At 37.2% G+C, this 25,194-nt stretch carries 26 protein-coding genes; 15 read left to right on the plus strand and 11 right to left on the minus strand.

Annotated elements, in window-relative coordinates; translation table 11 throughout:
• Positions 1 to 245 precede the first annotated feature (245 nt).
• From AAV96_RS06395 to AAV96_RS06405, 3 genes are all read right to left on the minus strand, one after another.
• Positions 246 to 1,109 carry a DUF3426 domain-containing protein gene (locus AAV96_RS06395; protein WP_005215316.1) on the minus strand — a complete coding sequence of 288 codons (864 nt, stop codon included), beginning with the start codon at positions 1,107 to 1,109 and terminating at the stop codon, positions 246 to 248.
• Between the two features lie 14 nt (positions 1,110 to 1,123).
• Positions 1,124 to 2,029, minus strand: coding sequence for a 50S ribosomal protein L11 methyltransferase (prmA, locus tag AAV96_RS06400; protein ID WP_005215317.1), 906 nt, complete (start codon positions 2,027 to 2,029; stop codon positions 1,124 to 1,126).
• 200 nt (positions 2,030 to 2,229) lie between these two features.
• Positions 2,230 to 2,544: a hypothetical protein gene (locus AAV96_RS06405; protein ID WP_046738717.1), complete on the minus strand. Its 315-nt coding sequence runs from the start codon at positions 2,542 to 2,544 to the stop codon at positions 2,230 to 2,232.
• Positions 2,545 to 2,795: 251 nt separating this feature from the next.
• Here AAV96_RS06405 and mnmG point away from each other — a divergent pair, with 251 nt between their 5' ends.
• Together mnmG and AAV96_RS06415 are read left to right on the plus strand one after the other, a co-directional pair.
• Positions 2,796 to 4,676 carry a tRNA uridine-5-carboxymethylaminomethyl(34) synthesis enzyme MnmG gene (gene mnmG, locus AAV96_RS06410; RefSeq protein WP_046738718.1) on the plus strand — a complete coding sequence of 627 codons (1,881 nt, stop codon included), beginning with the start codon at positions 2,796 to 2,798 and terminating at the stop codon, positions 4,674 to 4,676.
• A gap of 102 nt (positions 4,677 to 4,778) precedes the next feature.
• Positions 4,779 to 5,111, plus strand: coding sequence for a DMT family transporter (locus AAV96_RS06415; RefSeq protein ID WP_004661309.1), 333 nt, complete (start codon positions 4,779 to 4,781; stop codon positions 5,109 to 5,111).
• Positions 5,112 to 5,171: 60 nt separating this feature from the next.
• Here AAV96_RS06415 and AAV96_RS06420 read toward each other — a convergent pair whose 3' ends face one another.
• The 4 genes from AAV96_RS06420 to AAV96_RS06435 form a co-directional block, all read right to left on the minus strand.
• Positions 5,172 to 6,584: a hypothetical protein gene (locus tag AAV96_RS06420; RefSeq protein ID WP_046738719.1), complete on the minus strand. Its 1,413-nt coding sequence runs from the start codon at positions 6,582 to 6,584 to the stop codon at positions 5,172 to 5,174.
• A gap of 133 nt (positions 6,585 to 6,717) precedes the next feature.
• Positions 6,718 to 7,341 (minus strand): sterol desaturase family protein, encoded by a 624-nt coding sequence (locus AAV96_RS06425; RefSeq protein ID WP_046738720.1) that lies wholly within the window; start codon positions 7,339 to 7,341, stop codon positions 6,718 to 6,720.
• A gap of 97 nt (positions 7,342 to 7,438) precedes the next feature.
• A complete protein-coding gene (locus tag AAV96_RS06430) occupies positions 7,439 to 8,440 on the minus strand; it encodes an AraC family transcriptional regulator (RefSeq protein WP_046738721.1) in 1,002 nt (333 codons plus the stop codon).
• Between the two features lie 114 nt (positions 8,441 to 8,554).
• Positions 8,555 to 9,436: a DUF4198 domain-containing protein gene (locus tag AAV96_RS06435; RefSeq protein ID WP_046738722.1), complete on the minus strand. Its 882-nt coding sequence runs from the start codon at positions 9,434 to 9,436 to the stop codon at positions 8,555 to 8,557.
• A gap of 312 nt (positions 9,437 to 9,748) precedes the next feature.
• Here AAV96_RS06435 and AAV96_RS06440 point away from each other — a divergent pair, with 312 nt between their 5' ends.
• Genes AAV96_RS06440 through AAV96_RS06450 form a run of 3 tightly spaced genes read left to right on the plus strand, consistent with a single transcriptional unit; the run spans position 9,749 to position 13,434 of the window.
• Positions 9,749 to 11,326: a DUF2271 domain-containing protein gene (locus tag AAV96_RS06440; RefSeq protein WP_046738723.1), complete on the plus strand. Its 1,578-nt coding sequence runs from the start codon at positions 9,749 to 9,751 to the stop codon at positions 11,324 to 11,326.
• Between the two features lie 34 nt (positions 11,327 to 11,360).
• The gene (locus AAV96_RS06445) at positions 11,361 to 11,951 is read left to right on the plus strand and encodes a PepSY-associated TM helix domain-containing protein (RefSeq protein WP_046738724.1); all 591 of its coding nucleotides are present in this window, start codon (positions 11,361 to 11,363) and stop codon (positions 11,949 to 11,951) included.
• Positions 11,952 to 11,961: 10 nt separating this feature from the next.
• A complete protein-coding gene (locus tag AAV96_RS06450; protein WP_046738725.1) occupies positions 11,962 to 13,434 on the plus strand; it encodes a sulfite reductase subunit alpha in 1,473 nt (490 codons plus the stop codon).
• A gap of 9 nt (positions 13,435 to 13,443) precedes the next feature.
• On the opposite strand, the gene AAV96_RS06455 is transcribed toward AAV96_RS06450, so the two are convergent.
• Together AAV96_RS06455 and AAV96_RS06460 are read right to left on the minus strand one after the other, a co-directional pair.
• Positions 13,444 to 13,668, minus strand: a complete 225-nt coding sequence (locus AAV96_RS06455; protein WP_046738726.1) for a DUF6500 family protein — start codon at positions 13,666 to 13,668, stop codon at positions 13,444 to 13,446.
• Between the two features lie 164 nt (positions 13,669 to 13,832).
• Positions 13,833 to 15,896: a TonB-dependent receptor plug domain-containing protein gene (locus tag AAV96_RS06460; protein ID WP_046738727.1), complete on the minus strand. Its 2,064-nt coding sequence runs from the start codon at positions 15,894 to 15,896 to the stop codon at positions 13,833 to 13,835.
• A gap of 509 nt (positions 15,897 to 16,405) precedes the next feature.
• On the opposite strand from AAV96_RS06460, the gene AAV96_RS06465 reads away from it, so the two are divergent.
• The gene (locus tag AAV96_RS06465; protein WP_004662973.1) at positions 16,406 to 16,633 is read left to right on the plus strand and encodes a hypothetical protein; all 228 of its coding nucleotides are present in this window, start codon (positions 16,406 to 16,408) and stop codon (positions 16,631 to 16,633) included.
• A gap of 196 nt (positions 16,634 to 16,829) precedes the next feature.
• On the opposite strand, the gene AAV96_RS06470 is transcribed toward AAV96_RS06465, so the two are convergent.
• Positions 16,830 to 17,060 carry a hypothetical protein gene (locus AAV96_RS06470; RefSeq protein ID WP_004662971.1) on the minus strand — a complete coding sequence of 77 codons (231 nt, stop codon included), beginning with the start codon at positions 17,058 to 17,060 and terminating at the stop codon, positions 16,830 to 16,832.
• Between the two features lie 290 nt (positions 17,061 to 17,350).
• Between AAV96_RS06470 and AAV96_RS06475 the strand changes: the two genes are divergently transcribed.
• From AAV96_RS06475 to AAV96_RS06515, 9 genes are all read left to right on the plus strand, one after another.
• Positions 17,351 to 17,962 carry a LexA family protein gene (locus AAV96_RS06475; RefSeq protein WP_046738728.1) on the plus strand — a complete coding sequence of 204 codons (612 nt, stop codon included), beginning with the start codon at positions 17,351 to 17,353 and terminating at the stop codon, positions 17,960 to 17,962.
• A 4-nt stretch (positions 17,963 to 17,966) separates the two neighbouring features.
• Positions 17,967 to 19,265 (plus strand): Y-family DNA polymerase, encoded by a 1,299-nt coding sequence (locus AAV96_RS06480; RefSeq protein ID WP_046738729.1) that lies wholly within the window; start codon positions 17,967 to 17,969, stop codon positions 19,263 to 19,265.
• A 325-nt stretch (positions 19,266 to 19,590) separates the two neighbouring features.
• Complete coding sequence (locus AAV96_RS06485) at positions 19,591 to 20,238, plus strand: hypothetical protein (protein ID WP_046738730.1); 648 nt, start codon at positions 19,591 to 19,593, stop codon at positions 20,236 to 20,238.
• 17 nt (positions 20,239 to 20,255) lie between these two features.
• Positions 20,256 to 21,221 carry a 2-hydroxyacid dehydrogenase gene (locus AAV96_RS06490; protein WP_046738731.1) on the plus strand — a complete coding sequence of 322 codons (966 nt, stop codon included), beginning with the start codon at positions 20,256 to 20,258 and terminating at the stop codon, positions 21,219 to 21,221.
• Between the two features lie 111 nt (positions 21,222 to 21,332).
• The gene (locus AAV96_RS06495) at positions 21,333 to 21,920 is read left to right on the plus strand and encodes a 1-acyl-sn-glycerol-3-phosphate acyltransferase (RefSeq protein WP_046738732.1); all 588 of its coding nucleotides are present in this window, start codon (positions 21,333 to 21,335) and stop codon (positions 21,918 to 21,920) included.
• 154 nt (positions 21,921 to 22,074) lie between these two features.
• Entirely contained in the window at positions 22,075 to 23,487 is a 1,413-nt protein-coding gene (locus tag AAV96_RS06500) for a M48 family metalloprotease (RefSeq protein WP_227505826.1), read from the plus strand.
• Between the two features lie 28 nt (positions 23,488 to 23,515).
• Complete coding sequence (locus AAV96_RS06505) at positions 23,516 to 23,881, plus strand: GFA family protein (protein ID WP_004662964.1); 366 nt, start codon at positions 23,516 to 23,518, stop codon at positions 23,879 to 23,881.
• A 40-nt stretch (positions 23,882 to 23,921) separates the two neighbouring features.
• Positions 23,922 to 24,281 carry a hypothetical protein gene (locus AAV96_RS06510; protein ID WP_046738733.1) on the plus strand — a complete coding sequence of 120 codons (360 nt, stop codon included), beginning with the start codon at positions 23,922 to 23,924 and terminating at the stop codon, positions 24,279 to 24,281.
• Positions 24,259 to 24,666 carry a hypothetical protein gene (locus AAV96_RS06515; protein ID WP_046738734.1) on the plus strand — a complete coding sequence of 136 codons (408 nt, stop codon included), beginning with the start codon at positions 24,259 to 24,261 and terminating at the stop codon, positions 24,664 to 24,666. The genes AAV96_RS06510 and AAV96_RS06515 overlap by 23 nt, the downstream gene beginning before the upstream one ends.
• Positions 24,667 to 24,746: 80 nt before the next feature.
• On the opposite strand, the gene AAV96_RS06520 is transcribed toward AAV96_RS06515, so the two are convergent.
• On the minus strand, positions 24,747 to 25,193 hold the full coding sequence (locus AAV96_RS06520) for a GatB/YqeY domain-containing protein (protein ID WP_004808327.1): 447 nt from the start codon (positions 25,191 to 25,193) through the stop codon (positions 24,747 to 24,749).
• Position 25,194: the final 1 nt, after the last annotated feature.

Genomic DNA, 25,194 nt, shown 5'->3' on the forward strand with positions numbered 1-25,194 from the left:
TCCTCGTTTTGTGTAAAAAATAAGCGTAACAATAGTTAAATATTTGTTACAGCCTACTTTCAAAAACAAAAAAACCAACAATGCGCTTATGTGTTAGAAGCACAGTTCGTTTAACGATTTTATTGTCTATAAATAACGAGGAGTAAGTGGGTTAAGCATTCGTGGCGCGTATCATACCACTGTCTGCGAAAAAGTGAGCAAATTAACTGCACTTTTTTTTATTTTTTTGTCATTTTTTTACGCTTTTAAGGTTGTACAATTTCTAAACTATAATCATCGAAGCTATTTTTACTCTTTGGCACTGTAAATTCGAATCGAAAAGGGCTATTCGTTGGGATTCTTTGGATGCTTTTTAAACTATCCACTAAATAATCTTGTGGCTTTAGAGTGATATCGGTGATGACTTCTCCATTTTCTTTTAGAATCACTTTAATAGAAGGAATCACAAGACTATCTTTGTGACGGTTTACTAATACGCCCGTGAAGCTTGTTTCATCTTTTCCTACACGTTTAATTTTTACTTTTTCAAAACTAAGAAATTTATATTGTTCATTTTTTATTTTGCACGTTACTACACTGCAAGCATAGTTAAAGATGCGATTCAATGCTGGACTATCATGCATGAGTTTTGGATTGAACCATAAAATCTGAAAAGCAAAAACTAGAATTAATGCAATATTGCCTAATCCCCACAATGTGTAATAAAGCCAGCCATGTTGTTTATGATTTTGTTCATGGTCGATTAATAAGTTATCTTCTGATAAGTTCAAATTAGGCAATGCCGTAACAGGTTCAGTATTAAAGTAATTTAAATTATTTAAATAAGTCAATAAATCAATATTTGAGTTCTCAATTTTCTGATCAAAAATACTCAAAATTTGCATTTGCTTCTCAGCAAAAGAACTATCGGGTTGAATCGAAGAAAATAATGAACGATTTGGTGGTGTTAGGGTTGTGTCAGCCGTTTCAGAATCGATTAGATTCGTTAAAGCATTAAAATTAATGATACATTTTGGGCAACAAACCATGCCCTGTGCAACGCTAAGTTGTGAAAGGGTTACTTTATACACGGTTGAGCATTTGGGGCAGCGGGTTTGTTTTTCACTCATAAGGAACAAATTTCTCAAATTGTTGTTTTACGTTTTCCTGAGATGCGACACCAGTTCTCTTCACGTTTTTCGATCTGTAATATATCAAAAAATTCAGAGTAAACACTAGAAACATCAGCAACTTGCTCTTCGATTACACCAGCAAGTGCAAATTCACCCTCATTTTTCAATAAAGTTGAGAATTCAGGCGCAAGTGCCATTAGCGGTGCCGCTAAAATATTCGCGACAAGTATGTCCGCTTGTTGTTGTTTGAATTCTTGCTCAAACTCTTCAGGTAATCCTACATAAAGACGCTCAAGTACACCATTTAATTCTGCATTTTGTTTTGTAGCCAATACTGCTTGAGGATCGATATCGGTGGCATAAACTTTTTGAGCACCAAGCAGTAAAGCTGCAACCCCTAAAATGCCCGAACCACAGCCGTAGTCAATGACGATTTTATCTTTTACATCGGTTTTACCCAACCACTGTAGGCACAAGAAAGTGCTGGCATGGTTACCTGTACCAAAAGCAAGACCTGGATCAAGTTTAATATTTGTTGCATCAGCTTCAGGTGGTTCTAACCACTCAGGTACGATCCAATATTTCTCGCCAATTTGGATTGGTTCGTAATAGTCCATCCATGCGCGTTCCCATACTTGATTTTCTAAATATTCATGACGCATCGGAACGTTAGGAAGTTGCGCCTTGAGGAAAGCTTCTAAGGTATCAACATCGATAGGATCATCTTCTTCTTGTTGATAAATTCCAGTAACAATAACTTTATTCCATAGTGGCGTTTCACCCGGTAACGGTTCAAGAAGTGCCTGATCTTCAGCATCATCCAAAGTCACACTCACAGCACCTAAAGAGAGAAGCAGTGTTTCAGTAAGCTCAACTTGATCTTGATCAACGGTAATATGAATTTGTAGCCAGTTCACAGGAAAACCTAAGTAAATGTATTTGGGGTTATTGTAATAGATTCAGCTTGCCTAAAGGGATTATAAAATAGGCAGATTACAATTTTAAGATCTTTTTTTTGAATTTAGTGTGTTGATCACATCAAATACGATAAAAGAATGCGCTTACGTCACATTCTTTTATCATTTTAAATGTTTATAACTTTTCTATTTGCACAAATCTATGGTGTTTGTACTGAACTTACTGGACGAGGTGCGGACTGAGTTTCTGAAATTTTGCTTTGAGTTTCTGGTATCGCGTTGTTAGCAGGCATTGGTGGCTGGAATGCTAGTTTTCCAGCTTCATTCGGTTCACATGTGCCATTATAAACAACACCTTTATAAGCAAAAGAAACCATATCACCTTGTTTTTTGCTTTTACAAACTTGTTGATACTTTTTAGCTTGAGCATCAACAGTCGATTTAGCATTTACTTGTGCAGTTAAAGCTAAACATAGGCTACAAAGAAACGATGAAATTAAAAGCTTTTTGTTCATATCATTTTCCTAAAGTATTTTATGCATTAATTAGAATAAGAAATTCATTCAATAAAACAGTGGTGATCAGGTTAATGATTGTGTGGCGCTTTGTTAAACATAGAAGAAAAATGCAACAGAAGGTTTCTTTTTGTGTGTTTTGTATACAGATCATTGATTTCTAGTGAATAAGAATATTGACGGTTTTTGTCAACTTAATATGAAAAATCCTGTATAATACTCTGTCATTTTTTGAATACACATTTACCACTATGCACTATCCTAAAGTTTACGACGTTATCGTAATTGGTGGCGGTCACGCTGGTACGGAAGCGGCGCTTGCTGCTGCTCGTATGGGAAGACAAACATTATTGTTGACGCATAATATTGAAACTTTGGGGCAGATGAGCTGTAACCCTGCAATTGGTGGTATTGGTAAATCACACCTTGTCCGCGAGATCGATGCACTAGGTGGTGCAATGGCACTTGCTGCGGATAAAGGTGGTATTCAGTTCCGTATTCTAAATTCTCGTAAAGGTGCGGCTGTACGTGCAACACGTGCACAGGCTGACCGTGTTCGTTATAAAGCTGCAATTCGTGATACTTTAGAAAATCAAGCGAATCTGGATATTTTCCAACAAGCTGCGGATGATTTGATTGTTGAAGGCGACACAGTTAAAGGCGTTGTAACCCAAATGGGCATCCGTTTTGATACCAAAACTGTGGTATTGACGACAGGTACTTTCTTGGGCGGTGTGATCCACGTTGGTCTACAAAACTCAAGTGGTGGTCGTGCGGGCGATCCACCGTCAATTGCATTAGCTCATCGTTTGCGTGAACTTAAATTGCCAGTAGGTCGTTTAAAAACAGGTACGCCGCCACGTATTGATGCGCGTACTGTTGATTTCTCTGTTATGACGCCACAGCCAGGTGATTTCCCATCGCCTGTAATGTCATTTATGGGTGATGCATCTATGCATCCTGAACAGGTGAATTGCTATATTACCCATACAAGCGAAAAAACCCATGAAATTATTCGTGGTGGTCTAGATCGTTCACCTATGTATACGGGTGTAATTGAAGGTGTAGGTCCGCGCTATTGCCCATCAATTGAAGATAAAATTCACCGTTTTGCTGATAAAGATTCACATCAAGTGTTCTTGGAACCAGAAGGCCTGGATACACATGAACTTTATCCAAACGGAATTTCGACTTCTTTGCCGTTTGACGTACAGTTCAATTTAGTTCGTTCGATCCGTGGTATGGAAAATGCGCATATCTTACGTCCGGGCTATGCGATCGAATATGATTATTTCAATCCACAAGCATTGAAATTTACACTTGAAACCAAAGCGATTCAAAATCTGTACTTTGCTGGTCAAATCAACGGTACCACAGGTTATGAAGAAGCGGGTGCACAGGGCTTGCTTGCTGGTTTGAATGCTGCACGCCGTGCGTGGGAACAAGAAGAGTGGACACCAAAACGTGATCAAGCTTACATGGGCGTATTGGTTGATGATCTGATCACGCTGGGTACTAAAGAGCCATACCGTATGTTTACCTCGCGTGCGGAATACCGTTTGATGTTGCGTGAAGACAATGCTGATCAGCGTTTAACGTCTATTGGCCGTGAGCTTGGTTTAGTGGATGATGAACGTTGGGCTGCATATAGCGAAAAAATGGAAGCTGTTGAGCGCGAAACTTCTCGTTTACAGCATTTGTGGGCTGCGCCAAACAATCCAATGGGTAAAAAATTCGTTGAAATGACGGGTGCTGATCTTAGTAAAGAATGTAGTGCGATTGATTTGTTGAAACGTCCAAATATCAATTTCAGTCAAATTGCAGAGTTAACGGGTTCTGAAGTTTCAGAGCAAGTGGGTGAGCAAATCGAAATTGCGGTGAAATACGAAGGCTATATTAATCGTCAGCATGAAGATGTTGCACAATTGAAACGTCTAGAAGAAACCCGAATTCCTGCTGATTTTGAATATGATGGGATTTCAGGTTTGTCACGTGAAATCACCTTGAAGTTAAAAACAGTCCGTCCAGAAACTTTGGCACAAGCTAGTCGTATCCCTGGTGTGACTCCCGCAGCAGTACAATTATTGATGATCACCATTCGCAAAAATAATATGGCGAAGAAATCAGCATAATTCTTGTATAAAGTTACGTGTTAAAAATACCCTCTTATTATAAGAGGGTATTTTTTTAATTTTTATGATTTTGTTCTTAACCATTTATCTATGGGAAATTGAATGAAGAATTGGCTCATTTTATTTATCGCAATTGTTGCTGAAGTTGTTGCTACTTCTGCTTTAAAAAGTAGTGAAGGGTTTACTAAGCCGATTGCATCTATAGTTGTGATTCTTGGTTATATGATTGCATTCTATTGCTTATCTTTAACCTTAAAAATAATCCCTGTCGGTATTGCTTATGCAGTTTGGTCGGGTGTAGGAATTGTTTTAATTACCACCGTGGCATGGTTTGTATTTGATCAGAAGTTAGATGTTTGGGGAATTATTGGGATTGTACTGATTATGAGTGGTGTATTGATTTTAAACTTATTGTCGAAAACGAATTCTCATTAATCAAATAAGAAACCGAGCTGATATTTGCTCGGTTTCTAACTCAAATTTTATAAATCAAAATTAACGTCCAGCAAAATCAAATACACCATTTAAAGTAATTGACTGGTTGATTGTGTCAAATTGATTTTCTTCATAAAATAAATTTGTATTTTTAAATGTGATACTTGTATTTTTATCATCGTAAGATATTCCTTTACATGATTTCTTGGCATCGCATGTAAAAGTATATCTAAAAACTGTAAGCACATTAGAGTTAGGAGCGACTCTCAAATCGTATTCATGAAAGCTAACTTTTTCAATTTGTTTATTCTTTATCTCAACATCGATAAAATCATTACCAAATTTCTGTAAGTTATGATTAGCGACATCAAAATATTGTGCAGGAACTTGAAAATCTGAATATCCAAAATCTTCTTTTTTGATAGGGCTAATTTGTAGCTTTGTATGGGGTTTATTTACCTTCACGAAACCATTTAATTCGCGGTATGTAGAAGGACAAGTATCTAACAATGGTAGGTTTGGAGTTAAAAGAGCATCATTTGTATGCTTATATGTTGTCTGATCAAATGTTAAAGTAATATCATTTGAGTTTTCAGTAACCGTAATAGATGATGGTGATGCATAAATATCGCTTATCTTCGATATGCATGCACCAGATAAACCGCTTAATGTTTCTGTTCTAAGTATAGTAGAGGGTGGGAACTTATCATTTAATGTTGTAATGAACTGGTCCAATTTTAAACCAGTATCAAAATTATTTTCTGTATAAGTGTCGAAAGAAATTTGTTTCAAAATAGGATCGTATATAACTGCTAATGGCATATTTTTTTGTTGATTTATTAAGAGATTTGACACGCTTGTTTTTCTAATATCTTCGAATGTTTGAGGCAAATTAGATAATGAACCTGCTAGCTTTCCATTTAAAGTGATGAAACTTTTGATTGTATTGGTTGAATCAGTTAGGTTTGAAGTGGATAGTTTTGCATTATGAAACGTAAGCTCGCTATAACCTGTTTTATCATCAAAGTTAATTTGAATGTTTTTGCAAGCATCATAAAAAAATTCACTACAAGCATACTGCATAGACCCTACTTGTAATTCACCTATTTTAGTTGGACTACTTTTAATTGAAGCGCCTAATATTTCTTTGAGTATCGGATCGTATTTGACATACAAAGTTTTACTTACATCATTTTTATCTAAATTATAACTAAAAATAATTGAAGATTTTGATTTTTCAAAATGATGCGTAACTGAATAAGCATTTATATTATCATCTTGATTGCTCGTTCTTCCTGCAATCTGAATGACTGGGTCTGAATCTTTTTGTAAAGTTAAATCACTTTTAAACTCAGTTGTGAAGGTTGCAGGGCTAGTCGAATTATTTTCTTTAGATTGATGATTATCACTACCACAAGCAGATAGTATTAATGATGTAGTTAAGACAGCGACACTCGATTTAATATTTAACATTGTTAGTTTTCTACTAGGATTATTTTGTAGCAGAATAATATCGATTTATTATTGTGTTTAAAAGCTCCCAGATTAATAATTTTTAAAGCCTAATCGTAGTGATTAGGCTTGTTTATCCTCAATAAAATAAAATTTACAAAGCGATTTCAATCCCTTGTTTTAAATTCTGCTGATCTAGTTGAGTATTAGCATCAATTTTTGCATAGGCTTTAGGTAATACACGGCGAGCAACACGATTCACTTTTTTTTCTAACCATAATGGCATTTTGATGGCTAGAGGGTTTGTTTCCGTATGCGATACATCAGTTAAAACACGCGTTCCCATAATATAATCGAACCAAGGTTTAGTGACGCACCAATTCGCATTTTGGTTGCTGGTCATGTGATGATCATAATGCCATGGAATTCGTTTTTTTGCATATTCTGGATCTAAGTGTGATTTGGCATGAACTTTCCAATAATTCCAAATGCCGTAATACAAACCAGCAGTAAAGAAAGGTGCAACAGGTAGAAAAATAGTTGATGCTGCTGCTAGACCGATAAGTGCCGATTTCTCATTATACATTTCAGCATTTTTAAACATGGATTCTGCATAACCTTCGTCATGAAAGTTATTCAAACGAGCACGCTTATGGTGAGCAATATGAGTAAAAAAAGGACTATTTCTATTTTTACTTGGAAATTCATGTAACCAAACTCTATGAAAATACCATTCCATACCATTTGCAACAAAGATACCTACAGGGAAACCAATCATGTTGAATATACCGAATAAAACATGCATTGAATTTTAGAAAAAGAAAAAGGAAATGTTTTGACCGCTCTGACAGTTTTAATCTGCCTATTAAATCAAATTATTTTTGTTTTCTTTGACGATAAGCTGTTGGTGTTTCCCCAGTCCAACGTTTAAATGCTCTAGAAAAGGCTGATGGTTCAGAAAATCCTGTTAAGTAAACGATTTGATCAATATTCTCTTGTGTCTGAGATAACAAGCGTCTAGCTAAACGTTCACGATAACCCGCAATCACTTTTTCGTAGCTGGTATTAAGTAAATGTAAATCAGCTCTTAAGCTGCGAGCGCTCCTATTTAAATGTTTAGCAACGATATTCTGGTCAAATTCCCCTGATTCTAATAGACCACTTGCCAGAATTTTTTCTATTTGTTCTATGAGTTTGTGTTTATTGAGGAGTTCAATTTGAGATTTTGCATGGTGTTCATGGATTTTTAATAATTCAGGTTCGTAGGCAGGGGAAGATTGTCCTAATAAGTCATTATTAAATTCAATATAACCTTCAATTTGTCCAAGTTTGACAGGACAACCCCATGTTTTAAAATATTCTTCTTGTGTTGCACCATCAAGATATGGCAAACCAATTTCAATCGGTACAAAAGTATTTTCACTCATATATTTAAAAAAAATGAGTAAAATTCCAATCGCACATTCTAAATAATGTCGAATTGGATGGTTAAGACCAGAAATAATTGCAGTCGTTTCATTTTTGAATAAAAGCTTAAATGACATTGCGTCTGTCAATAATACTTGATATCGAATGGTTCGTTTCAAACCATCCCCAAAGGTTGGGCTACTTAAAAAAAGATATTCGATTACTTGTCCGCGAAATGCAGGCACATTCGAACCTACATGTAAACCAATATCTGAATCTTGACTAATTTCTGCTGCTGCTTGCCAAAAACGCGATTGAGTTGAGTTATCGCGGCGAACGAATTTGTCTGGAGGTTGATCTGGTAAATGCACACTAGCAAAAATGGCTGCGGCATCTAAATTCATCTTCTGCATGGTTTGATAAACCATCCATAAAAAGATACCTGCATCACTGGTTTTCTTTGAAGTCATAAAACAAAGTAACTGAACGTTTTAAAACAATATACTATTTTTATTTTAGAAGTGGATGCTATTTATTATAAAAGAAAAGGGCACTTACACTAAGTGAAGTGCCAGAATAATATATTATTCAGTTACTTCAACTGTAACACTATACGTGTATGTTTGAGTAACAGGTGTTTTGGTATTGTCACTATTCGCTTCTGGATAAGTCGCTGCAATTAAATAAATACCAGCTTCATTAAATTTAATTTCAAGCTCACCTTTAGCGTTAGTTTTCACGTGCGGTTGTTCACGTTTAGCATTTGGTTGATAGCTGCTCGCACCTTTAAATACATCAACTTCTAAATTTGGTACAGGTTTTCCATCTATTAAAACTTGAGCTTTTAATGACTCACCAGCATACAGTTCATTGGGGTGAGTTAAAAACTTAAACTCAAAACCTTTATTTTCAATTTGTGGAATTGGGCTAGGTTTACCCTTGGTCACAAAGCTTTCAGCAAGATAATAGTTTGTTGTTTGAAGTGTTTTTGCATTAGCTGGGATTTGATCCTCTGTCACAAAACGTGGCGGTTGGCTTGCTTGCATAGGTGCTTTTTGTTCAGCATTTGCTTGAGGTTGCATAGGTGCAGCATTTGCAGGTCGTGATGGACGAACACGTAACCAACGCCCATCAATTTGAGCATATTTAGTTGGATTACCAGTCGCTTCTTTTGTGCGAATGCGATAGGTACCATCATTGGTTAAATTGAATTCAGCGATATTAAATTTTTTAAGTTCAGCTGCTGCATTGAAAGATTCAGTTTTACCTTCAGGCGTTGTGACTTGATAGCTGGTTTTAAAATTTCTACTTGGGACAAAGAATTTTTCTACTGTGATACCACTTTGAAAGCTCACACTGTCAGATTTGCTATCGAAGACTTCAGGCAGTAAAAATGGGCTGGCAGTATGAGCAAAACTCAAGGTTGGTAACAGCGCGAGTAATCCAGTCGTAATCAAATGACGCATGAAAAATTCCTTAAAAGAGAAATATACAAAAATGCAAAAGATTTGCCACAATCTACTTGATAACGAGTATCAATTGCAATATCATTTCGATAAATTTTTAATCGTCATGTTCAAAAACTAAGTTGATGATTAAAAAGTTATTCCTCTCTTTTAGCTTAATTTTTGATGAAGATTAATGTTATTGATTTTATTGAAAAATTTTATAAAATTATATCGTAGTCTAAGTTAAGTATTGAGACAGAAAGAGAAGAGCATTACTTTAATTGAGCGACCAGTAGATTTTAAGTAAATCTTGGAAAATGGAATCCCCGTATGTCATCAACTCAACAAATTTTTCGTCCAATACAGATAATTTTTCGTTTATCTCCGTTGATGGCTGCGTTAACTGTTTTGATGTCCCCATTTACGGCGACTCAAGCAGATGAACTAAGTAGAAATATAAAAGATGCAAATCAATTATCCGCGCCAATCCAATTACCAAGTTATCGTTTTCATCAAGATCATGTACTAGGTACATCTTTAGATGTTGTTGTCACTACATCCCAGCAACAAGATGCAGAAAAAGCTTTACAAGCAATTCAAACAGAAATTGCGAGGCTTGATCAGATTCTTTCTGTTTGGCGTGATGATAGTGAAATTAGCCAATTAAATCGTGAGCAGCAAATTTCGGCTTCATCTGAGCTTTATGATGTTGTCGCAGCTTGTGAACAGTGGCGCAGTGCAACGTGTGGCGGTTTTGATGCACGTTTGGGGCAATTGATTCAATTATGGGAAAATAGCAATCAAGTCCAACGTTTGGATGACAACACTCAAGAATCTTTATTACGACAGTTACAAACGCAAAGTATTGAACTGAATCCTGTAACCAAGCAGATTAAAACAACATCGGCTATTAAAATCGCACCTGATGCTTACGCTAAAGGTTATGTAATTGATCGGGCTTTATTAGCAGCTAAACAAGCAGTGCCACATTTACAAGGTATTCTGATCGATATTGGCGGCGATATGCGTGTATGGGGGAAATCACCTCAACAAGCGGGTTGGAAAGTTGGTGTACAAGATCCGAATGAACGTTTTGATAATGTTGCACCAACTCAAGTACTCAACCTGAAAGATCAAGCAGTGGCTTTTAGTGGTCAAGGCTATCGTGGGTTCGCAAATCAATCGCATTTGTTAAATCCACATACAGGACATCCGATTCAGAACGTTGAACAATGTGTCGTGGTTGGACAATGTGCAGCCGATTCAGATGCTTTAGCAACAGCATTAACGGCAATGCCTGCACATGAAGGGATGCAACTGATTGAACAACTCGTTGGTTATGAAGCTCAACTTGTTGCAACTGATGGCACACGTTATCAAAGTTCAGGCTGGTCATCATTATTAGATGCCAATCAACCGAAAACAATGCGTCATGTAGCTGCAACTGGTACAGCAACAGCTTGGCCAAAAGGCTACCAAGCTCAGTTAGAAGTGAATATTCCAAAGATCGCAGTAGATAACTACCGTGCACCTTATGTGTCAGTTTGGGTTACAGATAGCGATAAAAAGATTGTGCGTACACTGGCTGTTTGGGGTAAAGATGAGAAGTGGATTAACTCTAACTATGTTTGGTGGCGTCGATATGGTCGTCAAATGCCAAACTTAGATGCTGTTGCAAAACCTTCACGTCAACCAGGACAGTATAAGTTGGCTTGGGATGGTAAAGACGAAGCGGGTAAAATGGTGAATGCAGGTAAATATATAATTCATATTGAAACCTCGCGTGAGCATGGTGATCATTCTTATCAAACCATCGAATTGAATGTCACACCAAAATCAGCGACACAAACGCTTCCTGCTCAAGCAGAAATTGGTACAGTTAAACTGAATTTCCAACGTGGTGCTTAATTTCTAGCATCACTCCATCTATGAGGCTAGTCCCTTGTATCAGCGCCGTGATTTTTACCGCCATGCACGTTATGTGCATGGTTGGCTTTCTGCCTTTGCCTTTATCGTTTTGATCTTCTTTGCTGCCACAGGTCTATTTCTCAATAACCCTGATTGGTTTAAATCAAAGAATGAAGAGCAGACCACCACATTCACTTTGCCGCCAACACTGGTTGAGTCTCTGCAAAAACAAGAGAACCCGAGTCAAAGTATTGTTGAATATGTTCGTACAAAACAGCCTTTGATTGGCCGCTATAAAAGTAGCGAAGTGATGGATGGTGAAGTCATGATTCGTCTCGAAAGCCCAGCAGGTTCAACAGACTTATGGGTATTGCTCGACAATGGTGATGTTGAGATGACGCAGAAATCAGCCACTACTGTTTCACTATTGAATGATCTTCATCGTGGGAAAAATGTTGGAACAGCTTGGCATTGGTTAATTGATATTAGCGCGATCATCATTATTTTATTATCGTTGGCAGGTTATATTTTGTTCCTGACCATTAAAACCCGTTTAGTGACACATCTGCTTTTAACGGCATGTAGTTTATCGGCAATTATTTTGCTCATTTGGTCTGCCATTTAAGGGTGAAAGGATGACTCAAGCTGTACTGACGATTATTGTGATATTAGCAATATTATTGAGTCTACATCTCTTTATAATCGTTTGGTTGTTATGGCAACAACGTCATGTGAAGCAAAAAGCCAAGCAAGATCATCCTGCTTATTTAGTAGTGTATGCAAGTCAATCGGGTCATGCTGAATCTTGGGCAAATCACACCGCCGAACAATTGCGTTTAATTGATCATCACACTGCAATTCGAAATATTCAAGAACTGAGTATTGCTGATTTAACGCAACATCAACGTATTTTATGGGTGGTGAGTACCTATGGAGAAGGGGATGCACCTGATTCAGCCCAGCCATTTGTGCATAAAATATTGTCCCAATCTTTAGATTTATCGCATTTGTCATTTGCAATGCTTGCATTGGGTGATCAACGTTATGCGAATTTTTGTCAGTTTGGGAAAACACTAGAACAATGGCTATTGAAGCAGCAAGCTCAGGCTCTATTTCCGACGGTTTGTGTGGATCAGCTCAATAGTCGTGATTTAGAACAATGGTTGCTTGGCTTGGAGCAGTTAACTAGCACTCAATTTTCAGCGCTATCTATTGAAAAAGAGCGTGTAGAATTAAAGTTTGCTCATCGCCAATGCCTGAATAGAGGCAGTATTGGGGAAGCAATTTATAAAATCCAATTGATTCCTGAACAAGATTTGGTTTGGTCATCAGGTGATATTTTAGAAATTCAATGTGAAAATAATACGATTGATATTCAGAATTTTTTAGCAGCACAACAGCAAAAAGATGCAGTGGATTTCATTCCTCAACTGCGCCGCTTAAATTTAAGAGAACTACCTCCGCGTGCATCACTTTCATTTGCTGAATGGATTACACAATTTGAATCCTTAGCTCAGCGTGAGTATTCGATTGCAAGCTTACCTGAAAATGGTTTAATCGAATTGGTGGTGAGACAGCAACAGACTGAATCAGGTTTAGGACTAGGCTCAGGTTGGTTGACAGTGGGGTTGGAGCAAGACCAATCGCTGCAAGCCAATATACGACATAATCCAAGTTTCCACTTAGTTCATGATGAACGACCACTGATTTTAATTGGCAATGGTACGGGAATCGCAGGTCTAGTTGCACATTTACGCCAACGTGAGCATTGGGGATATAGACGGAATTGGTTGATTTTTGGTGAAAGACAGCAGCAGTTTGATCATTTGTACCAAACAGAGATTCGCTATTGGCAGCAGCATGGTTTTCTGGAGCATGTGGATTATGCTTTTTCACGTGATCAAGCTGAAAAAATCTATGTTCAAGATTGTCTAAGAGCACAATCGGTTCAATTACAAGCATGGGTTGCACAAGGTGCAGCGATATATGTCTGTGGTAGTTTACAAGGCATGGCGAGCGGAGTGGATCAAGTTCTAAAAGAGATTCTAGGGCATGAACAGTTAGAACAGCTTAAGCAGCAACAGCGTTATCAACGCGATGTGTATTAAGTCTATCGATTAGTTGTCAGATTGGGCTAGGACTAGTGCTTTGATCTTGTCAGCTTTTTCAAAATGATCAAGTCGATGTTCAATGATCCACCAATGGGCAGCTTCCATTAAGCATTCAGGATCATCATTTTTATTGGCAAAGAAAGCATAAAAAGAAAGTCCGACGTTACTGCCTTTTTTTGCAATTTTTTCATCGCAGACCTGTAGGATTTTGGCTTTGAGTTCGGCTCTCATATTATCCTTTATTCATTAAAGAAAATAATATGCAGATCATAGCATTCCCAATATCGAAAATTCTCATAGTTAGATTTTTAATATCTATTTTGAAATCTAAAAAACCAGCTATTTTCATAACTGGCTTTTGTTAATAGTGAATCAACTTAGCCTAGGCAGTAAAGTTAGAACTTTTTCTCAACAGAGAATTGGAAACTCGCCATACCTTGATTTGTTCTTGCTTGATATAAACTACCGTCAGATTGATTAGTCAGTCGTTCTTTATAATCTGTGCTGAGTAGATTGTTTAGATTCAAACTTGCTGCCCAGCCACCAGTGAAACGTTTGGTTGCACTGAGGTCTAATCCAAAACGTTGATTGGTTGTTCGATCATAAGGCTGACCATCTAAGCCACGCGTAAACTCAGGCGTATAACTTAGATTCATACTGGTAGAAAGCTGCCAAGGCTTAAAGTTATAAGATAAACCTGCACTTGCATTGTATGGGGCAACATCGCTGACTAAACGCTCATTGTGCTGTTCATCTTCAACTTGGGCACGAATCGTTGATATTTGCCCATTCAGCATAAATGAATGACCTTCATCCGTTTGTTTCAGCGCATAACGTCCAGAAAGTTCAACACCATAGGTCGTTGCTTGATTTTGGTTTTGTGGACGTTCAACATAACGTGAACCTTCAAGCGCAATCACCTTTTCGATGTAATCTTTAATTTCGCGATGATATGCGGTTAAACTCATACCACCATTCGCTGAGTCATATGCAAGAGTTGACTCTACAGCACTTATTTTCTCTGGTTTTAATTCAGGATTACCGCCGCGATCAGGATTATTCAATGAACCAGCATCGCTATCTGTAGAAACAGTTACGTTTGGGATTAGACGATCAGTTTTTGGGCTGTTAAATGCTTGGCTCAGGTTGGTTTGAATCGACCATTGTTCGGTTAGATCAAAACGATAAGCAAGTACAGGGCTAAGATGTTGGTCCTGATAATCAACTAGACCAGAGCGATTTAACCATTCTTGGCGCGCGCCCAACGTAATGGTTTGTCGATCTGTGAAACGCCAGCTTCCCTCAGCATATAAAGCATAACGTTGCTCATCTAAACTATTGCTCACATTACTGTCTAAATTACTACTCCGTGTATCAACACCAAATTTGATTTGACGAGTCGGATCTAATTTACGCATCCCATCATAAGCGAGACCATACTCATGAATGGTTTCATCGGTATAAATGGTATTTTGTGGTGAGCGGGTGAGTTGAGTTTCAGTTTGACGTTCAACGGATAGCCGAATCTTATCGCTTAAGTCTTTGTCTTTTCGTTCATAACGTGTATTTAGACGAATGCTATCATTTTTATCATCTTGCGTTTGATTGGCTGAATAACCATCCATTTTGATGTTGCGATAGAATAATTCGGCAATCATTTTTTGTTGATCATCGAGATCGTATTGCAAGCGAGGCGAAAACATTTGCATGCTTCGATTGACCGTGCGCGATTGTTCACGTGTACCCGCTGATGTTTCTGTTTTGGTTAGGGATGTGTTATCAACCCACATTTGATTTGCAGAAACACTATATGACCATTGATTTTCACGACCATCAGCTTGTAGGCTGATTTTTTGTTCGCTCTTTGATTGTTTCTCAGAACCCTCATACTTACCATAACCTACTTTTATCGAGCCACTGATACGACTATCCAGAGGTTCTTTCAAAATAATATTGATAACAGCTGATGACGCAACAGACGCTTGAGCAACACTTGGCTGCTTTACGACTTCAATTCGTTCAATCATTTCAGGGGTAATCGTGTCAATAATAGACATTCCACCACGTGGTCCACCTTGCACAGGTTCACCATTGATAAGGAATGTCGGACCAGCTCCGCCACGGAAACGCATTCCAGAAGCGCCACCACCACCGCGTGGACCTTGTCCTGGTGTCGGAAGTTGAAATCCAGCAGCTCTACGCAATGCATCCATGATGGATTGATCGCCGTACTGTAGCATTTCATCACGGGTGATAATGGTTTTAGGTACAGCACTTATATCATCATCTTTTGGTTTTTGTGGCTCTACTGATGCTTTAAACGATAGGGTAGGTAGAACCTGCGTTGCTGGTTCTGTAGGTGTTGTTATGTTGCTATTAGCGGCGAAAACTGAAGTGCTGATACTCAGTAATGCCGAGCTAAGTACACTCAATTTCCCAGAATAGAGTGGATATTTCATTCAAGTACCCCAAAAAAGATCAAATTATTTTGTGTGTAGCCTAATGTAAAATTGTGTAGAAAAATGGAATTTAGCTTAAATAAGCCTCAGATTTGCAAAAGAAATATTTTAAGAATTTTTTACTTGAATCTTCAAGCTAGATATAAGCCAAATATATGATAGGCTTCATCTAGATTTTTATAAGCAAGTCTACTTCATATGCTTAGCTTTTAATTTTATTCAGGATATATTCTAATTATATAAGGCTAGTATTTAAAATTCTTATATTGGTTTTAACAAAATTTATTTAACATTAAGTCAAAGTAAGGCGGTTGAAATATTTTTAAATAATATTGTAACTGTATGGTTAGTTTAATATTAAAGAAATTTCTAACCAGTACTTAATTTCAATCACTTAGTTGTCTAAAAAATAAAAATATAATAGTTATAAGTCTTGTTACAAGCTATTAGTCGACAATTGCTAGAAAATTTCCCATAGTCCTATCAACAATATTTTGGGAAGAAGTATTATGGATAAGATTACGGTAATTATTAAAGATCAAGAAGAAAATGAATCGATTGTTGTGGCACAGCTCAATGATTTGGAAGACCAAGATATTCCTTTTTTTAAACGAGTTGAGCATATTGAAGTAGAAGGGAATATCATTTTTCCAAATATCGATTTACTTTTTGAAAGTGATATAGATGGAAAAATTTATAAGTTAGTTGCACCTGTGAATGATAAAAGATTTATCTGACCTTAATCTTGTATTTTCAATACGATAACAAGACCCACTTATGAGATTCAAATAAGTGGGCTTTTATTTGAGGACAACGAAAGTGATTTAAATCTTGAATGAAATCTAAAATAAAAATAAGGAGCTTGTCGATTCAATGTGATGGTACAAGCCCTTAGTCATAGCAAACAGTTGTTGAAAACACCATTGTGTGATCTCAATGAATTGGGTTAAGCCCTTTAACAATATCATTAAACTCAGAGCCATTGAGCCAAAAAGATTTTTTTAGAAAAAGGGTAGTCATAATACTTTCCGCTGCCTCACTATTTTGGTTGTCACAAAATAGTCCATAGCTCTCACCTAATACAGTGTTGTTCTCGATGAGACGAATAAAGAAAGCATGTTGTTCGTCAGCATAACCTAGAATAGCATCACGTCGATTGTTCATTTTTCATGTCTCCACATCAAAAATCTTTTGAGTAAAATCTACTGCTAACAGATCAAATATATTCTTGAATTAGATCAAAGGTTTAAGTTGTAAAAATTAAATTTATTTTTTAAACCATTGATTTTAAATACTAATATTAGCTTATTTCACATCCGTGTATTAGTTAAATAAGCCAAAATTTGATCTATTAAATTCATTGTTATGCAAAATTAATTGTACGTCAACTTGAATTTGTAACTTTTTCAAGTTAAATTATTTGTAAGTATTTTAAACTTGGGTAAGGAGGAATTATGTCCAAAAAAAACGAATTTGAGCATGGTGGTGCCCGAAGTAATGCAGGACGTAAAGCACAGTTCAGTGAGCCAACCAAAGTCATCCGTGTTCCCGAATCTCAGGTTGATTTCATCAAAAATTGGTTACTGAATAATGTCAAAACAGATACTCGTACAGATTTGACTGGTCAAATGAAAGTCCAAAATGTGCAAGCAAAGAATGACCGAATTTATCATATTCCACTGGCAACGGAACGGGTTGCTGCGGGTTTTCCATCGCCTGCCCAAGATCATGTTGAGCAATCACTTGATTTAAATGAATTTTTAATTCGTAACGAAAACTCGACTTTCATCGTCAAAGCCAATTCACTGTCGATGTTGGATGCAGGGATTGATATTGATGACCCATTAGTGGTGGATCGTAGTCTTTCAGCGAAGTCTGGGGATATAGTGATTGCTTTGATTGACAATGATTTTACTGTCAAACGTTTGATGATTGATCATCATTTCAGCCCGCCAAAGGTATGGTTAAAAGCTGAAAATCCAGATTACCAAAATATTTATATCACAGACGGACAAGAGTTGCAGATCTGGGGTGTGGTGACGTATAACTTGAAGCCAATGAGGTAAGCCAATGAGCCTACCGCAACGTATTTTTGCTTTAATTGATGTGAATAACTGTTATGTCAGTTGTGAGCGCGTGTTCAATCCAAAGCTAGAAAAGCGTCCTGTGGTGGTTTTATCTAATAACGATGGCTGTGTGGTTTCCCGCTCTTATGAAGCAAAAAAGCTCGGTATTCGTATGGCTGTGCCATTCTTTCAAATCGAAGATATTATTCGTCAGCATCAAGTGCAGGTCTTTTCCAGTAATTATGCTTTATATGCGGAAATGTCGCGTCGTTTTATGAACATATTAGGCAACTTTGTAGATCCCTCTGAACAGGAAGTTTATTCGATTGATGAATGCTTTTTAGAGTTGACTGCCTATCAGCATAGTCACGATTTAACCGAATATGCGCACCAAATTCTAGACACGGTGAAAAACTGGTTGGGTTTGCCATGTTGCATAGGCATTGGTTATTCCAAGACTCAAGCAAAACTTGCCAATAATCTAGCCAAGAAATATGCCTGTTTTGATAGTGTCTGTAATATCGTTGCTGAAGACCCATGCGTGATTGAAGATTTGTTACAGCAGATGCCTGTAGGTGAAGTGTGGGGTGTTGGACGAAAGATTCGTCAGCGCTTAGAAAAAATGAATATCTACTCGGTGTTGGATTTGGTTCAAGCTGATCCTAAAATGTTAGGTAAGTATTTTTCTGTGGTCATGGAAAATACGGTTAAAGAATTACAAGGCATGGCTTGCTTAGAAATTGAAGATGTTGTGACAGATCGACGACAAGTGTTAAGCAGCCGTTCCTTTGGTCAGCCGATTGAGGACAAAACTAGCCTGAGTGGCGCTTTAACTGAATTTAGCTTACGTGCTATTGAGCGTTTGCGAAAGCAAAACTTACTGTGCAAAGCTGTTGGCGTTAGCATTCGCACGAATCGTTTTGACAAAGATCAATATTATCGCCCCTATACAGTGATGTATCTATCTGACTATAGCGATGATCGTTTAGAAATTATCAAAGCTGTGTTACAGGGGCTTGATCGAATTTATCAAGCAGGGCATCGTTATAAAAAAGCAGAAGTGATTTTGTTGGATATTATCCCACAACATAGCCATGCAGTAGATTTATTCCATGACACCAATAAGCTCGTTGCTCGAAAAAATCTTTCGATCGCTTTTGATGATATTAATAAAAGATTTGGTCGGGATTGTATGACACTAGGGCGATTAATTACGCCACATGGGCGAGCGTGGCGTATGAATCAAAACCATAAATCACCGAGTTATTTGACCAAGTGGGATGAGCTTCTGAGAGTTTTGTAAAGTATTAATGCTACAACTTATATTTTTCAATATTAACCTTGAAACTCATTATTTTTCCCTGAGAACGTTTGAATTTAACAAAGCAAGATACTAATTATTTATTGAAGTATTTTAATAAAAATGTAGAAAATAGATGAATGAAAAATTATCTATTCTTGTTAAATATTTTCCGAAATTAAAGATAAGCGTATCTTTTAAATAATGAATTGAATTTGTATTGATTTGATTGAACAAAAGGAAGCCATTTTGACGAGATCGGTTTATGTTAGACTACTCAACTTACGGTATCGCAAATTACCGTGAGTAACCAGAATGAGTAGGTAAGATGATTGGGCAGCAGAGAAACAGGCTAGCAGCTTTGGGAATAGATGTTTGGATTCCTCGGGAAGTTGTATGTCAAAAAAACACTGCACCAAGTCTATGGCGAGATCAATTAATTGATGACGTTTCTGAGTCTACAGAACGTACATTTGAAATTGCACCGATTTTAGAAGATATTCCAGCAACATCTGCACATACGCCACCGATCACCGAAATTGAAGTATCGCAGCAAACGAAAGTTGTTACAGAACCTATTGTTAAAGCAGCGCTTGTTGAAAAAGAACAGATTGTTATTACTGCTCAGGTTCAGTCATTTGAATTGCAAATGTATGTGTTGGAAAACTGTGCCATTTTATTAGAAAGCAGTCAGCTTAGCGATGCTCAAAGCCAACTCTGGCAAAATATTCAAAAGGCAAGATTAGGGCAGTATGCTGAATTAAAATGGCCATTTCCTTTGGCTGCTTTTCAGGAAAGCCGGGGACTCTCCTCGTATATTCAAGGTTTTCTGGATGCAACCGCAACACAAAAAAAGATATTATGCTTAGGTCAATTGGACTTTATTCAGCATTCTAATATCTTACATTTAGCGAGTTTAGAAGAAATGTTAGCCCAACCTTTATTAAAAAGACGGTTGTGGCAGCTCATGCAATAAAGATCGGAAATCGAATCATGAAGAAAGTTGTTGTATTCAGCCAAATAGATCAAGATGTTTTAGCGCAGTTACAGCAAGATTATCAGGTCGTGGTACTTAATCCTAAACTTGGTGATATCAACGAACAGATTCGAACAGAAGTTGTTGATGCTGATGCCATGATTGGCGCAGGACGACTGTTAAACGAAAGTAATTTGGCACCAGCCCAAAAACTTAAAATCATTTCGACAGTGTCTGTTGGTTATGATAATTACGATGTTAACTATCTTAATCAAAAGAAAATTTGGCTTGCTAATACACCACATGTTTTGACGGAAACAACGGCCGATCTTGCCTTTACTTTGTTGCTGAGTGCTGCACGCAAAGTTCCATACCTTGATGCATGGACAAAACAAGGTCAGTGGAAACGAACGGTATCTACTGAACAATTTGGTATGGATGTTTTTGGTAAAACGCTAGGCATTATTGGCTTAGGGAATATTGGTGCTGCCATTGCCCGTCGTGGATTTTATGGTTTTAATATGAATATTTTGTACCATAACCGCCGTGAAAAGATTGAGGTGGCTCAAGCATTCAATGCTCAATATCGCGACTTAGATCAGTTATTGCAGCAGTCTGATTTTATTGTAGTTGCTGTCGATTTAAATCATGAATCCCAAGCACTGATTGGCGCAGAACAGTTTGACTTAATGCAAAAACACGCTGTCTTCGTCAATATCGCGCGTGGCTCTGTAGTAGATGAAGACGCTTTAATCGAAGCATTAAAACAAAATAAGATATTTGCTGCTGGATTAGATGTCTATGCCAAAGAACCTCTGCAAAATTCAGCATTATTTGAGTTGCCAAATGCAGTAACCTTGCCGCATATTGGCTCAGCAACGACTGAAACACGTCAGAAAATGGTGAAACTTGCCTATCAAAATTTAGTGGCCGCACTACAAGATAGAACACCTCGTTATCTCGTTAATCCAAAGTTTGAATAATTGCTTACAATGCTGATCAGTCAATTGCTGCATTATTGTGCGGGTCTATCTTTTTAAGTTGATTAATATTGGTACACTTGCGCCTTTTGAAATTTTGTCTTCGGGGTGTCTGTGTTTGAGAAATTGGCTGAAAAAAGTTTAAATCTAATGGGTTGGGAACTGGATAATCATTGGGATTTGAATGTTGATCAATGCGTGATGATTGCAGCTCCGCATACCAGTAATTGGGATGCTTTATATGCACGGTTGGCATTAAAAGCTTTAGGTGTAAATGTTCGTCTTACGATTAAAGATAGTTACATGAAGTTTCCATTTGGTCCATTTGTGCGTGCAATGGGTGGTATTGGGATTGATCGTAGCGTGAAACAAGAAGGACAAGCGCGACCGAGTATGGTTCAACTCATGAGTGACTTGTTCAAAACACATCCTAAGTTAGTGATGTTAGTTACACCAGAAGGGACGCGTGCTAAACAAGAACAGTGGAAAACTGGTTTTTATCATGTTGCAACTACCGCAGGCGTACCGATTGCATTGGCGTATATGGATTATGCTAAGAAAAAAACAGGGGTAGGAAAAATTGTTTATCCTACGGGAGATTATGAAAAAGATATGGTTGAGATTATGTCTTTTTATGCAGAGATTAATGCAAAGTTTCCAGAGAAATTTAGTGTCGATCAACGTTATATAAACACGAAATAATAGTGTTGATTTCAAAAATATAAACTAAGGCAGGATTTTCCTGCCTTTTATAACACTTCGTTGCAAATATCTTCATTTTCTAATGTTATATTAAATTTCTTTATTAGAATCATAGAGAAACGACTTGAGATCGCTGCTGCTTGCATGTGGTTTATTGGCCACAACTCAATTGAGTCATACTCAGATCTTTTTGCCTACACAGACAATTGGACAAACAGAAGTACCTGAAATTGGCAGTGGTATAGGTTTGCTTGATCAACAGAAAGAAAAACTGATTGGTGAAAAAGTTTATCGTGAAGTTCATCGACAGATGCCAACGGTACAAGATGCGTGGTTAGAAGATCAATTTCTACAGGTTTTTTCAGGTATTCTTAGTCAGACTCAGCTTGGTCAACCGATTGGTTTAGTGGTTATAAAAGATCCACAAATTAACGCATTTGCAGTGCCTGGTGGTTTGTTTGCATTAAATACAGGCTTAATTACATCTGCAAAAAATTTGGATGAAATAGCTGGTGTCATGGCGCACGAGATCGCCCACGTTGCACAGCGACATTACAGTCGTTCACAAGAAGCATTTAAAGGACAGGGGTTACTTGCTCTTGCAGGTATTCTTGTCGGTGCGGCAATCGCATCTAAAGCGGATGGTGATGTAGGTTCCGCGGTAATGTTAGGCACTCAAGCTGCTTTGATGGACAAGCAACTCAGTTATAGTCGTAATCAAGAGCGTGAAGCAGACCGTATCGGTATGCAGTTTATGTATTCTGCTGGATACAACCCACAAAGCATGGCAGATTATTTTGAAACCATGCATCGTGAAACAAGTCGTGTGAGTTTTCTACCTGATTTTTGGCTCACTCATCCCCTAACGACAGAGCGTATGAGTGAAGCCCGATTACGAGCAAACCAACTCCCAAAAGTAAAATCAAAAATATATGATCTTGATTTTGAGATTTTAAAGTTATATACGCTCGTAATTTCAAACCAAGCGACAGAAACTCAATTACAAGCTTTTGCAAATCAAAAAAATACAGCTGCACAATTAGCGCTAAGTAAGTTTTATTTAGAACGTGGTGATTATACTCAGGCACAAGCAAATCTAGATTTGGTAAAAGCAAAGCTTAAATATCATGTATTGGTCCCACTGATTCAAACAGATATTTACTTAGGGCAAAATAAATTTGATCAGGCTTATAGTAGTATAAATTTTATTCAAAAAACGATGCCTGAAAATAGGGCACTATCTTACAAACTTGCAGAAGTTTTAATTCGGCAAGGGCAGGCTGCTCAAGCTCAAACATTAGTTCAAAGGTTTATTCATAAAAACCAGAGAGATATTGAAGGTTGGCAACTGTTGCAACAAGCAACAAACTTAGATAAAAGTTCGCCACTGCAAGCAATTAATGTGCTTTGTTACCGTGCTGAAGCTGAGTATTGGTCAGGATATGAAGAAAATGCAATTAAATCGATGTTGCACGCTCAGCGTTTAGCCAAAGGAAATTTAGCCATGTCAGCAAAAATTGACTCTCGCTTAAAACAAATGCAAGATGATCGCCGTATGAAAATTTAATCTTTATCAAGAATTAAGAGAAATAAAAATGATCAAAGGACAATGTTTGTGTGGTGCTGTGCAGTATCAATATTATGGTGAAATTGAAAACAGTATTTTATGCTATTGTAGTCATTGTCAGCAGGCGCAAGGTTCGATAGCTGGCTGGAACAGCCCACTTGACGAAACACAATTTAAAATTCTGTCAGGACATGATCAGCTCAAAGAGTATTTCCACACACCGAATAAAGCACGCGTATTTTGTCAAAATTGCGCAAGCCCACTTTATTCATATCGTACAGATTTACCTAATGTGATTCGTTTACGTCTAGGAACAGTGACCGATGGGAATCTTCCTGCACCAAAAGAAGAATTTTTTACTGAGCACAAACCAAACTTTATTGAATTAAGATAAGATGATCTGCGTAAAAAATAGCTGAGAAGTTAGAACATTTATGAAGAAAATTTTAGTTTTTATTTTTGCGATAAGCAGTGTAGGGATTAGCTCAGCAGCATCAGTTGAGCAATATGTAAATTCGGTTGAGAAAATTCGTAGTGTCTATGCACAGGATATTCGTAGTTTTTTACGTAGCCTTAATCCACAGATTTCACAGTTCACACCTGAGCAGCAAGCTCAGTATTGTGGTATTAATCAGCGTTATATTCAGGATATGTCAGATGCGATTGAAAAAAATCGCTCATCTTTGCCGCCACAATACGCAAATATGACTAAGCAGGATGTAATCAAACAAGTCACTGAGTCAAATGAGATGCAAATGCTAGTGAAATATAATGTTCGGTGTGATTTTAAATAAAATGAAGATATCAGAACAGCTTGAAAATATTTTTATTGAAGAAGTTGTATTTAAAGATGCAAGAGGGCATTTAGTCGACTATTTAAAAGAATCAAACGAAGAAAATCTGATTCTAATCTATGATGATGTCGGTGAAAAAGTCACAAATAAAACTTCTATAAATGAAATAGATTTTAAGATTGAAGCGATTATTTATCAAAATAATTGTTTACTTGGATATAGTACGGTCAGAGTATATGTGACTTTAGGTAAATGTGAATATAATAAGGAGAATGGTATAGTTGATTCGGAGTTGGGAAATTTAATTTTATATTATAGTATGACTAGTGTGAATAAAGGCGAGATATATGCGTATTCTTCAGACCTTATTTATCAATATGCTTAAACTTGATGAACAGTTATAAATATAATAATCTAGAAAAAATATTTTTGAATTAATACCAAAATAAGCGTTAAAATTCTAGCTTAGCTTAATTTTGCTTTAATTTTAGCAGATACTTGTGCAGGATCGGCACGCCCGGCTATGATCGGACGTAGAGAATTCATCACCTTACCCATATCTTTCATGCTAGTAGCTTCTTGAGCAGCAATCGTTTGCTCAATGATGGAATCAAGTTCTTCCTCAGTCATAGCTGCTGGTAGAAATTGAGAAATAACCTCAACTTCGGCTTGTTCCTTACTAGCTAAATCATCTCGACCAGCGCCAGAAAAGGCCTTGATCGATTCTTTACGTTGTTTAATTTGCTTTTCAATGACCGCAAGAACCTGAGCATCGTCAAGCTCAATGCGCTCATCGACTTCGATTTGCTTAATTGCTGCCTGTACACCACGAATAACCGTTACTGTTGCCATATCTTTGGCACGCATTGAGTTTTTTAACACGTCAGTAATTTGGTTTTTTAAAGTATTCATA

The organism is Acinetobacter sp. AG1 (assembly GCF_001005525.1).
GTDB classification, from domain to species: Bacteria; Pseudomonadota; Gammaproteobacteria; order Pseudomonadales; family Moraxellaceae; genus Acinetobacter; species Acinetobacter modestus.

What these genes read in the sequence shown, in the direction of transcription:
- AAV96_RS06515 (WP_046738734.1), top strand. Translation starts at nt 24,259, where the DNA reads ATGTTCGGTGTGATTTTAAATAAAATGAAGATATCAGAACAGCTTGAA.
- mnmG (WP_046738718.1), top strand. Translation starts at nt 2,796, where the DNA reads ATGCACTATCCTAAAGTTTACGACGTTATCGTAATTGGTGGCGGTCAC.
- AAV96_RS06510 (WP_046738733.1), top strand. Translation starts at nt 23,922, where the DNA reads ATGAAGAAAATTTTAGTTTTTATTTTTGCGATAAGCAGTGTAGGGATT.
- AAV96_RS06455 (WP_046738726.1), bottom strand. Translation starts at nt 13,668, where the DNA reads ATGAGAGCCGAACTCAAAGCCAAAATCCTACAGGTCTGCGATGAAAAA.
- AAV96_RS06465 (WP_004662973.1), top strand. Translation starts at nt 16,406, where the DNA reads ATGGATAAGATTACGGTAATTATTAAAGATCAAGAAGAAAATGAATCG.
- AAV96_RS06425 (WP_046738720.1), bottom strand. Translation starts at nt 7,341, where the DNA reads ATGATTGGTTTCCCTGTAGGTATCTTTGTTGCAAATGGTATGGAATGG.
- AAV96_RS06435 (WP_046738722.1), bottom strand. Translation starts at nt 9,436, where the DNA reads ATGCGTCATTTGATTACGACTGGATTACTCGCGCTGTTACCAACCTTG.
- AAV96_RS06460 (WP_046738727.1), bottom strand. Translation starts at nt 15,896, where the DNA reads ATGAAATATCCACTCTATTCTGGGAAATTGAGTGTACTTAGCTCGGCA.
- AAV96_RS06430 (WP_046738721.1), bottom strand. Translation starts at nt 8,440, where the DNA reads ATGACTTCAAAGAAAACCAGTGATGCAGGTATCTTTTTATGGATGGTT.
- AAV96_RS06450 (WP_046738725.1), top strand. Translation starts at nt 11,962, where the DNA reads ATGACTCAAGCTGTACTGACGATTATTGTGATATTAGCAATATTATTG.
- AAV96_RS06480 (WP_046738729.1), top strand. Translation starts at nt 17,967, where the DNA reads ATGAGCCTACCGCAACGTATTTTTGCTTTAATTGATGTGAATAACTGT.
- AAV96_RS06415 (WP_004661309.1), top strand. Translation starts at nt 4,779, where the DNA reads ATGAAGAATTGGCTCATTTTATTTATCGCAATTGTTGCTGAAGTTGTT.
- AAV96_RS06405 (WP_046738717.1), bottom strand. Translation starts at nt 2,544, where the DNA reads ATGAACAAAAAGCTTTTAATTTCATCGTTTCTTTGTAGCCTATGTTTA.
- AAV96_RS06485 (WP_046738730.1), top strand. Translation starts at nt 19,591, where the DNA reads ATGATTGGGCAGCAGAGAAACAGGCTAGCAGCTTTGGGAATAGATGTT.
- AAV96_RS06490 (WP_046738731.1), top strand. Translation starts at nt 20,256, where the DNA reads ATGAAGAAAGTTGTTGTATTCAGCCAAATAGATCAAGATGTTTTAGCG.
- AAV96_RS06440 (WP_046738723.1), top strand. Translation starts at nt 9,749, where the DNA reads ATGTCATCAACTCAACAAATTTTTCGTCCAATACAGATAATTTTTCGT.
- AAV96_RS06395 (WP_005215316.1), bottom strand. Translation starts at nt 1,109, where the DNA reads ATGAGTGAAAAACAAACCCGCTGCCCCAAATGCTCAACCGTGTATAAA.
- AAV96_RS06470 (WP_004662971.1), bottom strand. Translation starts at nt 17,060, where the DNA reads ATGAACAATCGACGTGATGCTATTCTAGGTTATGCTGACGAACAACAT.
- AAV96_RS06475 (WP_046738728.1), top strand. Translation starts at nt 17,351, where the DNA reads ATGTCCAAAAAAAACGAATTTGAGCATGGTGGTGCCCGAAGTAATGCA.
- AAV96_RS06420 (WP_046738719.1), bottom strand. Translation starts at nt 6,584, where the DNA reads ATGTTAAATATTAAATCGAGTGTCGCTGTCTTAACTACATCATTAATA.
- AAV96_RS06520 (WP_004808327.1), bottom strand. Translation starts at nt 25,193, where the DNA reads ATGAATACTTTAAAAAACCAAATTACTGACGTGTTAAAAAACTCAATG.
- AAV96_RS06505 (WP_004662964.1), top strand. Translation starts at nt 23,516, where the DNA reads ATGATCAAAGGACAATGTTTGTGTGGTGCTGTGCAGTATCAATATTAT.